Origin of the sequence: Georhizobium profundi (assembly GCF_003952725.1) — a bacterium.
Classification (GTDB): Bacteria; Pseudomonadota; Alphaproteobacteria; order Rhizobiales; family Rhizobiaceae; genus Georhizobium; species Georhizobium profundi.
Genome location: NZ_CP032509.1, coordinates 2610883 through 2624647, shown reverse-complemented (window position 1 = coordinate 2624647; position 13765 = coordinate 2610883). Strand labels below are relative to the sequence as shown.

The following is a 13765-nucleotide window of genomic DNA, read 5'->3' as shown; positions in this document are numbered from 1 at the left end:
TCCAAAGGAGGGCGACATGGCTGAGGAACAGATTTCAGTAAAAGACGGTTCGCGCGTTGTGATGCACAAGCAGCCCAATGGGTGGCGCGTCGAGGTGCTGCACGAAGGGGGCGGAATATCCGGACGCCTTGGACCTCATGATACGCTTGAGGACGTCGTCGCTTATCTCAAGGAACAGTACGGCCTGAAGTGACCTGCGATCATCCTGGAAATACCTCCTGCACCGAGAAGGACACACCGCGATCGCCACGGCGCCGCGCGGCTTGATAGCTCCCAGGATCGATCTGGCCGAGGAACGAGGGCTTCTCGAAGTTGATGAGAGCAGCCGTCGAAAAGTTCTGGAGATCGAGCGCGAACCGGATCTGCACGGTCACCAGACCGCCGGCGCTTGCCTTCGCATCAGCTGCCACGCGGTGAAGCGACAGAACCGTTGGCGATTGGCGCACCTCCAGGTAATCGCCTGCCCTCAGCTGCCAATTGGCCGGCAATCCGGTGATTGTCAGGGTACGGCTATTGACGATCGCGCTCAGCGTCGCCGTACCATTGAAAGCGCCACCTCCTGCACGGACGCCGGAAAGAGCGCCTCTCAGATATTCAAGCGGCCGAGGCCTCGTCATATCGAAACAGCGCGCGAATGCGCCGTCTTCAATCGCCATGAAGAAGGCGTCCAGCTCGCCGATATGCGCGAGCCGCGTGGTCGGCGAGACATAGTCCGCGACCCAGTACGGCGTTGCGAAAACGTCGCGCTCGGTAAAACGCCCCTCCATGCGGGCAACGTTCTGCGGGCGCACCGGATCGAAGCGCGGCGATGTGAGGCCGACGCCGCAGGGCACATCGATGATCGTCGCCATCAGCCGAAATCCCCGCCGGCCTGGTAAAGCTTCTTGCGCGCCCCGTCATACTGTCGAATACGCACATCGGCCGCTTCGCCGCCGGCCTGCCGCGCGATCGCACCGAGCGTCCCGTCATCCCTGACGAAGACTTCGACGTTCACCTGCGCCGGTGAAGGCCGATCGCCTTTGGCGGAGCCTGCCAACGCGCGCAGATCCGGCATCTGTGGAACAGAGGGCAGGATCCTGCCGCTCTGATCGGGCACGAACAGCTCTTCGCGCTTCTCGCCGACGATGTAGGGTCGACCCTTTTGCACGGGACCGCCGGCGGCACGACGTGGGATCGCGCCGATGAACTGGCCATAGGTCGTTGTCGATTGGAACGTCCGGCCACCGCCGCCAAAGCCACCGAGAATGCTGGAGAGCAGCCCGCCACCCGAACCTCCACCCGTACCGAAGAGCGCGTCGAGGCCCGAATCCAGAAGCTTCGTGGCCACCTTGTCGAGAGCGTTGGCCAGCGCCTCGGTGGCCGATGTGCCGCGCTGCATGTCGGAGATGAAACCGCCAAGCACATCCTTGCCGAGCTCGTTCATCTCTTCTGCCCGACGTCGCGCTTCATCCTGGCTTTCGGCCAGCCGGTTCGCGTCGGCCGAGGCGGCGGCATAGCTGGCCGCCAGTGCCTCGATAGTCCCAGCCAGCTCCGGCGTGATCTGAAGATTTTCACGCTTCGCCGCGGCCAGCAGCTCTTGCTTCGCCCGGGCATATTCCAGCGTGAAGCCATAATCGTCGATCAGCGGATTGAGGCCGCGCATCGCTTCGGTTTCAACGACGATCGCATCGCGGCGCTCGCGGATCTGTTCGATCTCACGCTGAAAATAGTCCGTGTCACTTTTGCCAGAGCCGCCGGCGCGGCCAGTCGCGTCGCTCGCGCCGTTGCCGAAGTTCACGTCGGCGCGCGTGGGTTTCGCTCGACCGCTCGCATAATCGTCCAGCTGCCGGTTCAAATCATCGAGCTCGCTCAGCTGCACCTCCAGCTGGTCGATATAGGCTTGCCGATCTTTCGTAATCGGATCGTCGGCCACGCCAGCCGCGGTATTCGCTGCTTGCTGCTCGGGCGATAGACCAGGGATGGGAACCACGCTGCCGACATTCCCAGCGGCGATCGATGCCGCCAACTCGCGTTCTGCCTTCGCGCGCGTCAAAGCCGTCTTGGCGGCCTCGATGTCGGCCGCAATCTTCGACCTGGTGGATGCGACGGCTTCCGCATTCGCGTAATCGAGATTTTCAATTTGGAACTTCAGCTCGTTGACGGTTCCCGCATGCGTTTTCGCGCTCCGGTCGGCGTCGGTCATGCTGTCGCTGAAGAGATAGACCGCAGCCGCCGCAGCGCCGGCAATGAGGCCGATCGGGCCGAGAGCTGCACGGAATGTGAGGGTCGCCGCCGTGCCAGTTCGCACGGCAGTGAGGAACGCCCCCAACGCGACAACGGCATTGCCCAGGCCAGCGACGACACCAACCAGCGCCCGGCCGGTGAGCGCACCGATCAGGATGCCGGCGAAGGTGACGACGGTGTCCGCAACGCCCTCGAAATTGTCGGCGAGCGTCTGGAATGCGGCGACGAGGCGCGCCGAGGCGCCGGCGCTCTCGTCGGCATTGCCGACATAGGCCAGGAACTCGTTGTTCACCTCGGTCAAGGCGTCGCGGATTGTCATGTTCGTTTGCTTGAACTGCGCTTCGATTTGACCCTGCGCATTGATGATCGCTCGGAACACGCGCGACGACACCAGTTCGCCCTCGGCGCCGAGATCCTTTAGCTGCGCGATCGTCACGCCGAATTCCGTCGCGATCGCCTGTGCGAGGATCGGAGCGTTCTCGCGCAGCGATCGCAGCTCGTCGCCCTGTAGAACGCCAGATCCAAGCGCCTGGCCAAGCTGCAGAATGCCCGATGCCTGCTCGCTGGCAGAAGCACCGCCCGCCTTGAAGGCTTTGGCGACGATGTTGGTCGCATCGGCAATTTCCTGCTCGCTTTTGGCGACGCCAGAGGCCGAGCGGATGAGCCGGGCATAAAGATCCACATAGGAGGAGAGCTCGGCGCGCGCGTCGTTTGCGCCTTCCTTCAACTGGTCAAGCGAGCGAGCTTGCACGCCGACCGACGTCGCCGCAGCGCGGATCTTGTTCCCAGCCTCGGTCCACTCATCGGCGTAAGCGGCAATCTGTTGTGTTCCGAGCGCAGCACCTATTCCCGCAAGCGGAGCGATGAAAGATTGGGCCGTCCGCAGAGCGATGCCATTGAGATTGCTGTTGAGCTTTCGGGCGCGACGCTCGATCGCGTTGAATTCGCGGTTCGTCACGCCCTGTGCCCGGGCCATCGCCCGCTCGTAAGACTTTACGTCAGCCGAAAGCTGCACCACGAGGCGTTCAAGGTCGGTTGCCATGTGTGAATTCTTCCGCTTGGATGAATTAGTGAGCGAGGGGACGGAAAATGAAACGGCGGTCTGGTCTTACGATAGCGGTGCTAATGATGGTCGGGTGCCAAGCCACGCCGCCAAACCCAGCGGAAACATCCAATTGGCAGCGTGAAAAATGGCAGACCGGCTGCCAAGATGACCAAGTCAATGCATATGGCGAGGAAACTTCCAGAGCTAAGTGCTGGGCGATGGTTTCGGATTTCAGCACCAGCGATCTGGGGATGTCGATCGGCGTCGCTACCATCTTCGAAATCGATCATAACGGGCCGCGAATGACCGAAAACAGGGCGCTAGATACGGAAATTTGCGATGAAGTACCGACTAAGATTGCTGTTGACGGTAGGCGAATAGACCAGCTTTCGATGCCGCAACGCATTGAGGCGGTGATCAACGGTCAACGACTGGTTCGTCAGAAAGACCGACCGTGGCCGTATTGTAACGTTTATAACGAGACGACCACTCTGTCTGGCGCTCGGAATGCCTATGACGAGATGGTCCGTCTTTGGGAACTTCGAAATTCAAGTAGCTAAGGCTCATCCTGCACCCATTCCCAAAGCTCATCCTTCTCACGGTCGCTCAGCGCCTTGTCGGCCTGACCGGTCGCTTTGATGAACCCGTCGAGCGCCGCCATGTACTCGAAAACCGACATGGCATTCACGTCCTGCGGCGAGAAGCCCATCACTTGCCCATTGCCGTAGATGGCGGAAAATCTCAGCTTGCCTCTTGGGAGAGCGTCGAGGTGCTGTCCGTCAGATTTCCCGCCCCGATCTCCCCCGGCGTTTCGTCCGACGACCCCATCAGGGCCGCTCCGAGGACACCCTGGGCAAAGGCGAGGTTTTCCATGGGCGGACGATCCTGCACCCAAGCCTTGACGAGCTTCGTCGCATCGGCGGGCGCCTTGCCGCCGCCGATCAGGCCGAGGCGAAGCGTTTCGGAGATGTCCTGCATCCGCCAGGTGCCGTCCTGCAGGCGGCCCAGCACGAAATACGGCCCAGCGTCGCAGGCTTCCTGAAGCCGTACCAGCTCGCCCCATCCGAGGCGGAAGGTGTAATCACCATCCGCCCAGGTGAGCTCGACAGTCGCGCTGCGGCTCATGGCGCCGCCGGCGTGACGGTGCGAACCATCTCGCCATCGCTCGACATTTCGACCTGATTGGTGACACGGCCCTGCGCGGTCGGGTGCCCCGTCGTCAGCGTCGCCACCTGCATGTAACCCGTCCAGGTGATGGTCTTGGCCGGAAACTCGATCTCGACCTTGACCGGAACCGAGTCGGTGCTTTCCCAGGCGTCGAGCCAGGTCTCGACTGATTCCGAGGCGAGGACGCCCTCGCCGGAGATCGTCATGCCAAGGCTGGTGGCATCGCGTCCGAGCCACGGCACCTTGTCGGGATCTTCGCAGTCCGGGAGTTGCACATCCTCCAGACCTTTTGTCATGGTCAGAGACTTGGAGAGAAAGCCGCATGGCGCGGCATAGACGATGGGTGCGCTGCCGGCACCGAGGAGCACGCGAAAGCGTCCCCCCTTTGTCGTGGTGGGTTGAGACATTGCCTGGATCTCCGTTGTGCTCAGGGTTGTTCCGCGAAGGCGGTGAACGTAATCGCCGCATGCGAAGTGAGGCCGTTGCGATCACGCATCACGCGCGTCTGACGATGCTCGAAAGTGACGAGTGCGTTCTCGGCAAGCGAGAGGTCGGAAGCCAGGAGCGCGCGCCGGACCGCGTCAGCCACGCGCCGCACTTCGGGAAAGCCGACCGCATCCGACCAGGCATCGATCTGGAACGCGATATCGAAGCCGGTGATGCAGTCGACATCGTCCGAGAGTGCGTCGCTCGGTCCCATGCTGACATAGGGATAGAAGGCACCCGCCGGCACATTGTCGAAGACGCGGTCCCCGACGAGACTGGTGACTGCAGGATCGGCCATGAGGCGGGCGACGATCGCACCCTGCAATTCCAGAACCGGGTCCGTCATGCTTTCGCTGCCTCTTTGCCAGCCTTGTTGACCGCGCGCCGGGTCCGACTGCGAACACGCCGGCGCAGAGCGCGATAGGCTGGATAGAAATAGGGTTGGGCCGCAGCCTTCTCCGTGCCGAACTCAACCCATCGGGCATAAAACGCCTCGCTGTTGCCGGCATATATCGTGATCGTGAGATCGGCGCCGAGGCTGTCAGCCGCAACGCGTCCAAGCGTCATGCTGCCCTTAGGCGCGCGGCCCCAAGTCCAGCCGATCGAATCGCGCAGCTCTCCGGTGTCGCCAACTGGAACAAGCGATTTTGCAAGCGCCACGATCTCGGCAGCACTCACTTCCAGCGCGGCGCGGATCTCGCGCTTGGCATTGGCCGACATGGCCCTTAGCTTCCGTTCCAGCCGCGCCCGGTTGAGGATCTTGACCGTCATGCCGGCGAGCCGCTCTCGACCGTCAGATAGACCCATTGGCGATCCGTCACAGCGTCCACGACGTCGATCGCGTAGACGACGCCCGTCCGCACGTCCCGCATCCGCCAGTCTGACCCGATATTTCGCGTGTTTTCGGATGAACGCACATAGACGCCGAGCACATGCCGCCCTTCAAGGCGCGCTGCCATAACCGTCTCGGAACCGCCACGATGCCGAAAAGCGGCCCGGCAGGAAAACTCCTCCTGGAAGGCAGCCTGCTTGTTCCCGAAGCCGTCATCGACCTGCGCCCGCTTGTCGAACGCCACCCGATGCTTCAGATCTCCGGCGCTGATGCTATTGCTCGGCATCGCCTGCATCCAAGGCCGAAGGCGCGCGAGACAAAACCTCGTCACCGCGACCGAGCGCGATCGCCTGGTCGGCACATTCTCGCCGCACCGTATACTCACGCCCGCCCCTGTAAGCGATCGTGACACTCGGCTGCGGCTTGTAGTCGAAATCCTTCGTGAACCTCACGCGTGCCATCGTGGCCTCCTATCGATAGATCCGGAAAGGCTGCAGTAGCGCGTCGACCGCGAAGGGCATCTCTGAAGGCGAACCACCAACAACGGTCGCCTCTCGTGTGTTGTACCACTGGGCCACAAGCATCATGATCGCGACCTTGATCGGCGCCGGCGCTGCTGAGACCCACTTGTCGGCATCGTCTGGGTCGCGGCTGCCATATCCCGCCCAATAGCGGATGCGGAGATCGCCATCCCTGCCGCGAAGTTTTGGCCGCGTCAGATTCTCCAACAGTTCCGACCCACCATTTCGCGTCACGCCTGCGGCGTCGACATATTCAATGCTCTCGACCTCAACCAGCGGCGGGCACGGAAGCAGTTCACCCTGGCAGGGCCACTCAGATAGTCGCGCCTCCAGCAATTGAACGCCGATTGCACGACCAACCCAACCCCCGGGACCGTCAATCCATGCCGTCGCCGCCGCGATCAGTGTCGCCGCATAGGGCACATCCTCAGCAGGAAGATCGCCGAGGTGTTTGGCGATCTCGTCGGTGGTGACGACTGGCGATGGCGGCGTGACGACATGGACAGACATGGATCAGGCGCCTACGCCGCGGGCTGCGCGGATTGCGGCGACGATGTCAGCTTTCTTTGTTGCTTCACCGAGGTCGATTTTTTCGTCGTCGGCCAGCTTCTTCAGTTCATCGACCGTACGATCGAAGAGCTCGTCATTATTGAGTTGATCGCGCGAAACTGCGGCACCCTCGATCTCCGCCTTTTCGGCAGCTTCGATGGCGCTTTCGGCGAGACAGCCAGCCGCCACGAGCCGCTTGGCCTGGGTCACACTTGGCGCCGGATCGAAGATTTCGGCGGCGCGATAACGTTTGCCAGAGCGGCGATCGACGCAAGCTTCCAGCACGGTGAACGGGTTTTTCATCTGTCAGTTTCTCCGTTTGCGGTTGCCTGGACGACCCGCCCAGGCTGGCGGGGCTTATGCGGCGGGCCAGTAGCGAGGTGTTCCAAGCAGCGCCACGGCGGAGACATTGGCCGCGCCGGCATTGTTCGCCGGAGTGATCGTCAGCCGAACAAACTGCTTTGGACCGACATAGCCGATCTTGCGGGTTTCGTTGTCGTCGTTGCCGTCAAAGCTGGCTTCGGCCTCGGAACCGGTCAGCTGACTGTCCGGCACGGCTTCGGCGTCAGTAAGCGCGGGATCGTCGCCATGCTCGACGAGCACGGTGAATGTTGCAGCAGCGGTGGCGAGCGCGCCGATCGCGATTACAAACATCGCCTGACCAAAGCCGGATAGATCGATGATTTCGGAAACCAGCGGCGTATTGTCAGTGACAGCGGCGGCTGGGGCAATGGCGCGGCGAGCGCTGATATGGCTTGCGAAGTCACGCATGGTGATCTCCTTGAAGAGAAATGGATGGGAAGGAGACCGGTCGCCTTTCAGGCGGCCGGTTTGGCAAGGTCAGGATCAGGCGGGAACGTCGAGGGCGACGAAGGGCGAGACCTCGTAGCCGTTCTCTTCCTTGAACGGTGCGTGCATCCATGGAGCGCCGTCGACGTTCCAGAAGATCTTGATGACCGTCTTATTCGAAGTGAACTTGACGTGCTCGGACGCGGCAACGAACGGGCCGGAACCATCCTTGATCAGGTAGTAGCTCCAATCCGCCAGCAGGATGTCGCCACGCTGACCGAGGCCGGGTGCTCGATTGTTCCAGCGCAGCGGATAGCCAAGCAGCGTGCCGGCAAAGCCTTCGCGTGCATTCGGGATGAAAATGTAATTGCCAGCAGGATCTTTGAGCTGCGCGATCTGAGGCAAGGCCGCCTGCGGGATCGACCAGACTGGATTGCCGCCACGCATCAGCAGCACCGCCACCATGTTGGCCAGATCGATGTAGGACACCTGGTTTGCGCCCTGTCGATTGACCAGTTTAAGCACCGGTGCGTTAAGCGCACCCAGCGGCTGCGTCGTTCCATTGCCACGCAAGAATGCGTAATCTTCAGCAGCTGAGACGCCGCCGCGCATCAATCCTTCGATGAAGGAGGCCGAGGCCTGCCAGTTGCGCAGAAGCTTGTCGGTAACCGTGACGAAGCCAGCGATTTCATGCGGCGTCAGCGTGACGCCCCGCAGCTCAGCGTCGGTTTCGGGCTTTTCACCGCCCTCTTCGATCCACTGAAACGTCATGCCCCCGTGCACGTTGCCGGGGTTATCGCCACTCTGATCAAGCGCCGGCATTGTGATACCAGCATCCGGAGGCGAGCCAGCCGGAATGACGTTGGCGCGCGGGCGAACCATTGCATCCTGCGGTTCAACGCTCATGATTGTCTGGCGCAGCTGCGGCGGCACCATGAACCCGCCCTGCCGGTCGTTGTCCATTCGGAATTCGGCCGCAAGGCCATTCTCATCGTGCTCGGCGCCGACGCCCTCGACGAAGTTGAGGCGCTGATCATTGGGATGGAAGCGAACCGCACTCAGGAACTCGCCGACGCTTTCGAATTCGCGGCGCGCTTCCGGCGCAGGGGGTCGAACGATGCCTGCCTGACGCGAGGCTGCCGGGACGATGGCGTCCAGCGCGGTCTCCGAAGCCTCCACGCCCTCAAGACGCAAGATGCGTGCGTCCAGACTGCTTTTTGCCGCCTCTGCCTCATCGAACGTTGCCTGTTCTTCGGCAGTGAGGTCGCGATCTTCGGCTTCAGCCGCCTGGATGATGGAGCGCATCTCGGCAACGAGCTTCGCGCGCTTTTCTCGGAGTAGCTTCAGCATGAATTTCTCCTTCTGTGCTGAATAGCCGGATACGACTTCGCATCGCCCGAGCCGGCCCCCGGAGCGCGAAACTAGCCGTCGATGGACGGATGGTTGGTCAGTCGAGAGCGAGCGCGCGCTTGGCGCGCTGTGGGGCAAAAGCCCGCTTAGCCGTCGCGGGCGCCTGATCGACGGCGCCGAGGCCGGCGAGCACTTCGTCGAGCGTGGCAATGCGGTCTGCCATGCCGATTGCGACAGCATCGGCCGCCGAGACCATGCGGCCTTCGCCGAAGCCTTCTCTTACAGCCGCAGCATCCACACCACGGTTACGAGCAACCGCCCCGACGAAGCTCTGATAATGCGCGTCAATGCGTTGCTGCTGATATGCCATTGCATCCTGAGAGAGAGGTTCAGATGGCGCCATTTCGGCCTTGTACCGGCCGGCCGTCATCATTGTCCGCTTGATTCCCGCCTTTTCCAGCGCCGCGCTGATGTCGTTGTGAACACCAAGTACGCCGATTGATCCGACTTCAGCTGATGGAGTGAGAACCATCTCGTCAGCTGCAGTGGCAATCCAATAGGCAGCACTGGCTGCCTGCGCATTGACGTGCGCAACGATAGGTTTCGTGCCGCGCGCAGCAAAAATGAGGCTAGAAAGCTCGTCTGTGCCGGACACAGCGCCGCCAGGGCTGTCCACATCGAGCACGATCGCACTGACCTTTGGATCGTTGACCGCGGCCGAGAACATCCGGCCGAACGCCTCGCTGCTGGTGCCACCTGAGATGTCGGACATCATATTCATGCGGTTGGCGATGACGCCGCGCAGCGGAAGGATAGCAACTGCCCCTTGGCGACGTTCGACGTCACGTTCTGACTGGCGCGCGACCCGAGCCCGCAGTTCCTCTGCCGACAGCTTCTCGCCGGATGCCTGAAGCGCCAGGAACGACACAATCTGGTCGAGTTTGAATTCGTCGATCGCCCAGATCTCCGAGGCGACCGCCAAGAGAATGTGTGCGTACCTCATGCTGCGTCCCTTTCTGCCCGGGCATCGGCTTCAATTTCGTCCGGGTCGTCTTCACGCAAGGCCGATGGCGCATTCGGATCTGGTTGGAAATTGGGATCAGAGGCACGGCGAAGCGTCGTCATGTTCGCCGGCACGAAATGCTCATCGCCTTCAGGTCCGATGGGATCTTCATCCTCGAGCTGCAGAATCCTGTTTGGCGAGAATCCACCGACGCTGAAGATCTTCTGATAGAAGTCGGCCCGCGTTTTCATGTCCCCTCGCAAAAGGGCGTTCATGTTGAACTTGACGTAGAACCCCTGCTCTTTCTCCTCATCGGTGAAGAGCTTCCAGTTGAGCTCCTGCTCCCAAGCATCGACCCATGGCTCGACGGTGCTGCGAATAAAGCCGATCATCAGTTGCTCGATGCCAGAACCCCACGATGTTGTCTTTTCGTGGCTCTGCAGCAGGATCAGCGGCACATCGAAGATGCGTGCGATCTCAGCGATCTGAAATTCCCGGCTTCCCAGAAACTGCGCATCCTCAGGCGGGATCGTCGTCTGGACGAACTTCATGCCCTCTTCCAGGACTTTGATGCGGTGCGCATTCTCCAGTCCACCCTGATCATCGAGGCGGCTCGCTGGATTTTCCGGATTGCTGACCTTCTCACCGTTGGGTTTGGTCAGATTTCGCTGAGCATTAGGGCCGAGCCGACCTGGATGCATGAGAAAGCCGCCGCTCTTGGCTTCGTTGGCAAAGAACTTTGCCCCGAACGTCTCCATAGCCAACCCCATGGCCACGGCCTCCCGGGCCATCGCAATCTGCGAGATCCCGACAAAGCCGTCTTGGCTCTGATCCATGATGTGAATGACGTTGTCGGGATCCAGATCGTGGCGTCGACCGTCTATCGTCGTGCGAAACCAGTGATCGCCATTTTCGCGTACCGGCGCAGTGCGATCCGGCAACAGCGGGTAAAGGCCAAGCCCCTGATTTCGCCCGTTCCGCTCGATCTCGACATAACCGTTGCCCCAGAGAAGGGCATGCGCCTGGCAAGTCTTGCGAACAGTTCGAGACGACATCAAGTCGTTCGGGCGCACCCCGATGCGGGAAGCGAAAGGATGCTGACCGCGCCCGGTGCCCTGTTGCACCAGTTCCTTTCCGCCCTGGGGGCGGGTTCGATACATCTTGAGCGGGAACAGAGCGATTGGGTTGGAGATGCGATTGACGCAGGCATAGACGACGGGCAGCCGCAGCGCCGAGAACTCGGAGACCGCAACGCCGGAATTGGTCTTCCCGCCGCCGATCATGCGCACAAGCCACCCACCTGGACTGCTTACGGGATCTGGAGAGCCATAAACCGTGGCTGCAACGTCACTACCGAACACGGCGGATGTGAGCATTCGTCGGATGTTCATCAGATTGAAATCTCCAGAATGCCGCGCGACTCGTAGACTGAAGGGCCGATTGCTGCGGGGTTCGCGAACATCAGCATCGAGGCATTGAACATCGCCATCAGCGGGTCGATTTTCGCTGCGCCGGAAACTTCCTTCGTCACGACGTAATTGCCGCCGCGCAGCGTCTGTTTCGCATTGCCGGCAGACCAGGCCATGATCGGCTGGCCTCCATGAAGAAAGCGCCGATCTTCAAGCTTCAGTGGGACGGAAGAGATGGCGGTCTGAAGTTTCCAACCCTGTGGGACCGACTGGATCATTGGTTGATCCAGGTCGACATCCTCCAGAGCATCGATAAGGAGCGCTACGCCTGCGCTGTCGAGGCCGATGCCGCCCGCCTCCGGCAGCAGTCCTTCATCAGCAACCCTTCGACAGATGGCCGCAGCCGATGCGGCCTGCTCCTCACCTGATTGCGCCACGATCAGATCGCCGCACTCTTCGAATTCGCGGAGATGGTGAGCGATCCCTTTTCTTCGCTCGAAGACCGAAGGTCTTGCCCACGCCTGCCCCCAGCCAAGCCAACGCTTGGATGTAGTCTCACGTCCGATAACGTAGAGGGCGGCCAGGTCGTCAGCACCGCCCCAGTCGATGCCTATCGTGCACACCTCGGAGCGCCTCAAAACATCGTCGAGACGCTTCAATTTCGGGTCGAGACACTGATCCCAGTGAGGTGCGCCCGACCAACCGTCCCCGGCAAGGCCGACGCCGATCTCGATGTTGAGGTGCTGAGACGCCCAGATTTGCTCGGTTTCCTTTGAGGCCGAGCCGTTATTCTCATAGTCTTCGACAAGGCGTTGGCGACTGATGGAGCGGCCCAGATTTGGCAGCAGGCATTTCCAGTTGGCCACATCCCGCCAGTAGCTCTGATCGCGCTGTTGCTCGACTGGATACTCATAGAGCACGGGCAGAAGGATCGGAGCCTTACCGCCCTTGCCGTCACGGATCTTGCGCGCCTTGTCCAGTTCGGTTCGCCATATGCCGGCCGGCGCCTCATCCGATTGCGTTGTGATCATCAGAACCTGGCCGCCCTGCATGGTGATACCGCCACCGCGGATTTGCTGCATGACGGCTGCGGCCTTGGCCTTCTTGCCGAGCTCATGGAGCTCGTCGATGATGGTCAGAACGGGGATTTCGCCCGTCACGATTGACGTATCGAAGGTTTTGACGTCGAGCTTTGTGCCCGTCTTCTTGCGCGTGATGCACTTCAGATGATCCTGAAGCGAGAATATCTTTTGCAGACGATCGTCGAGACGGATCATGCCCTGCGCCTGGGCAAAGCACCGCTCAGAGATGTTCTGGCTTGGTGCGACCAGCAGCATTTGCCGGTTTGGCGCCTCTTCCATGAATAAGGCTGTCAGCCCCAGCGCTGCGACATAAGTCGTCTTCGAGTTCTTCTTCGGGACCATGCAAAGAAGCTCCCAGACGAGCCGCTGCTTGGTCTCCGGATCTTCGCTGGCGAGAAACGCACACAGGATTTCTCGAAACCACTCGCCGCAGGCCTCCGAGAGCGGGGGCGTGCCTGGTACGTCAGGCAGGCGCAAGCGGTTGAAGAATGCGAGCGCCTTAGCCGCCCTCGCCTCATTTAAGGGAACGTCAGCCATCGGCGTCTGACCCGCTTGGATCTTGTCCCACCAGTCAGGGCATGAGAAGCGAGGCAGCTCCTCTTCAGTGCCGGGCATTCTGCGAAGCTTCCTCTTCCAGCTCGGCCATCAGATCCGCATCAGCGTCCATGGCGAGCTGCATGTTGAGCGCCTTTTTGCCAAGCCGATCAGTGGCAGCAGGCACAACGGAACGGTTCGGCTGTGAACCAAGTTCGCGTTCACTTTCCATGCGGTCGTTGCGTTCCAGCAGGCGGGCAAACTCGCGGTGAGCACCGACATTTCCGGCTTCGGCCAACTGCCACACCAGCTCCAGGCGCCGGGCTTCGAGCTGATCACGCGCCGTCTGCCGCTGGCCGACCTCATAAAAATAATACTTGTGCAGCGTCGGCAAAGTGATGCCGATCGTGTCCGCGATCCGCTGATTGCCCCATCCGAGGGCAACTAACATGCTGACTCTCTTACGAGTTTTTTCAGACACCTCATGACGAGGCCTGCCGCGACGACGAGGCTTGTCCACCCAAGGGTTGCCAAACAGGTCCAAAACTTCATTGGACATAAAAAAAATCCCTGAATGCGGGGGACGCGGGTCTAGCCGCCGACGGGTTCCAGACTTTCGACCCACCCCCCCTTGAAGTCAGTCGGCAGGCGCCGGTCCGACCTCGACCATGACCGGCGGGTGCGCGACCCCGAGCACGCGGAGGTGCACCGATGCGCCGGCGTTGAGCCGCTCAAGCTCGTCGGGCGTCGGCTGCCATGCCGTCACCATGGATGA

The 13765-nt window shown here is 61.2% G+C and carries 20 protein-coding genes; 2 read left to right on the top strand and 18 right to left on the bottom strand.

The window, feature by feature from the left end; all coding sequences use genetic code 11:
- The first annotated feature begins 16 nt into the window (after positions 1-16).
- Entirely contained in the window at positions 17-193 is a 177-nt protein-coding gene (locus D5400_RS21170) for a hypothetical protein (protein ID WP_164527881.1), read from the top strand.
- 7 nt (positions 194-200) lie between these two features.
- Here the strand turns inward: D5400_RS21170 and D5400_RS12565 are convergent, their stop codons facing one another.
- Positions 201-851, bottom strand: coding sequence for a hypothetical protein (locus D5400_RS12565; protein WP_126010327.1), 651 nt, complete (start codon positions 849-851; stop codon positions 201-203).
- Positions 851-3265: a tape measure protein gene (locus D5400_RS12560; protein WP_126010326.1), complete on the bottom strand. Its 2415-nt coding sequence runs from the start codon at positions 3263-3265 to the stop codon at positions 851-853. The genes D5400_RS12565 and D5400_RS12560 overlap by 1 nt, the downstream gene beginning before the upstream one ends.
- Positions 3266-3312: 47 nt before the next feature.
- Between D5400_RS12560 and D5400_RS12555 the strand changes: the two genes are divergently transcribed.
- Positions 3313-3828 (top strand): hypothetical protein, encoded by a 516-nt coding sequence (locus D5400_RS12555; RefSeq protein WP_126010325.1) that lies wholly within the window; start codon positions 3313-3315, stop codon positions 3826-3828.
- Here the strand turns inward: D5400_RS12555 and D5400_RS21715 are convergent.
- The 16 genes from D5400_RS21715 to D5400_RS21710 form a co-directional block, all read right to left on the bottom strand.
- A complete protein-coding gene (locus D5400_RS21715; RefSeq protein ID WP_280987446.1) occupies positions 3825-3947 on the bottom strand; it encodes a hypothetical protein in 123 nt (40 codons plus the stop codon). The genes D5400_RS12555 and D5400_RS21715 overlap by 4 nt on opposite strands.
- A 62-nt stretch (positions 3948-4009) precedes the next feature.
- Positions 4010-4393, bottom strand: coding sequence for a gene transfer agent family protein (locus tag D5400_RS12550; protein ID WP_126010324.1), 384 nt, complete (start codon positions 4391-4393; stop codon positions 4010-4012).
- The gene (locus D5400_RS12545) at positions 4390-4842 is read right to left on the bottom strand and encodes a phage tail tube protein (RefSeq protein WP_126010323.1); all 453 of its coding nucleotides are present in this window, start codon (positions 4840-4842) and stop codon (positions 4390-4392) included. Before D5400_RS12545 ends, D5400_RS12550 begins: the two co-directional genes overlap by 4 nt.
- A 20-nt stretch (positions 4843-4862) precedes the next feature.
- On the bottom strand, positions 4863-5267 hold the full coding sequence (locus tag D5400_RS12540; protein ID WP_126010322.1) for a DUF3168 domain-containing protein: 405 nt from the start codon (positions 5265-5267) through the stop codon (positions 4863-4865).
- Positions 5264-5728: an HK97-gp10 family putative phage morphogenesis protein gene (locus D5400_RS12535; RefSeq protein ID WP_245451286.1), complete on the bottom strand. Its 465-nt coding sequence runs from the start codon at positions 5726-5728 to the stop codon at positions 5264-5266. The genes D5400_RS12540 and D5400_RS12535 overlap by 4 nt, the downstream gene beginning before the upstream one ends.
- Complete coding sequence (locus D5400_RS12530) at positions 5689-6039, bottom strand: head-tail adaptor protein (protein ID WP_164527880.1); 351 nt, start codon at positions 6037-6039, stop codon at positions 5689-5691. The genes D5400_RS12535 and D5400_RS12530 overlap by 40 nt, the downstream gene beginning before the upstream one ends.
- Positions 6026-6214: a hypothetical protein gene (locus D5400_RS12525; protein ID WP_126010320.1), complete on the bottom strand. Its 189-nt coding sequence runs from the start codon at positions 6212-6214 to the stop codon at positions 6026-6028. The genes D5400_RS12530 and D5400_RS12525 overlap by 14 nt, the downstream gene beginning before the upstream one ends.
- Before the next feature lie 9 nt (positions 6215-6223).
- Complete coding sequence (locus tag D5400_RS12520; protein WP_126010319.1) at positions 6224-6784, bottom strand: head-tail connector protein; 561 nt, start codon at positions 6782-6784, stop codon at positions 6224-6226.
- Between the two features lie 3 nt (positions 6785-6787).
- Complete coding sequence (locus D5400_RS12515; RefSeq protein WP_126010318.1) at positions 6788-7126, bottom strand: hypothetical protein; 339 nt, start codon at positions 7124-7126, stop codon at positions 6788-6790.
- 54 nt (positions 7127-7180) lie between these two features.
- Positions 7181-7594 carry a hypothetical protein gene (locus tag D5400_RS12510; RefSeq protein WP_126010317.1) on the bottom strand — a complete coding sequence of 138 codons (414 nt, stop codon included), beginning with the start codon at positions 7592-7594 and terminating at the stop codon, positions 7181-7183.
- Positions 7595-7669: 75 nt separating this feature from the next.
- Positions 7670-8962 (bottom strand): phage major capsid protein, encoded by a 1293-nt coding sequence (locus tag D5400_RS12505; RefSeq protein WP_126010316.1) that lies wholly within the window; start codon positions 8960-8962, stop codon positions 7670-7672.
- Between the two features lie 97 nt (positions 8963-9059).
- On the bottom strand, positions 9060-9965 hold the full coding sequence (locus D5400_RS12500) for a S49 family peptidase (protein ID WP_126010315.1): 906 nt from the start codon (positions 9963-9965) through the stop codon (positions 9060-9062).
- A complete protein-coding gene (locus D5400_RS12495; RefSeq protein ID WP_245451552.1) occupies positions 9962-11248 on the bottom strand; it encodes a phage portal protein in 1287 nt (428 codons plus the stop codon). The genes D5400_RS12500 and D5400_RS12495 overlap by 4 nt, the downstream gene beginning before the upstream one ends.
- 107 nt (positions 11249-11355) lie before the next feature.
- Entirely contained in the window at positions 11356-13071 is a 1716-nt protein-coding gene (locus D5400_RS12490) for a terminase TerL endonuclease subunit (protein WP_126010314.1), read from the bottom strand.
- The gene (locus D5400_RS12485) at positions 13058-13549 is read right to left on the bottom strand and encodes a hypothetical protein (protein ID WP_126010313.1); all 492 of its coding nucleotides are present in this window, start codon (positions 13547-13549) and stop codon (positions 13058-13060) included. Before D5400_RS12485 ends, D5400_RS12490 begins: the two co-directional genes overlap by 14 nt.
- A 78-nt stretch (positions 13550-13627) precedes the next feature.
- Positions 13628-13759: a hypothetical protein gene (locus tag D5400_RS21710; RefSeq protein ID WP_280987445.1), complete on the bottom strand. Its 132-nt coding sequence runs from the start codon at positions 13757-13759 to the stop codon at positions 13628-13630.
- Positions 13760-13765 lie beyond the last annotated feature (6 nt).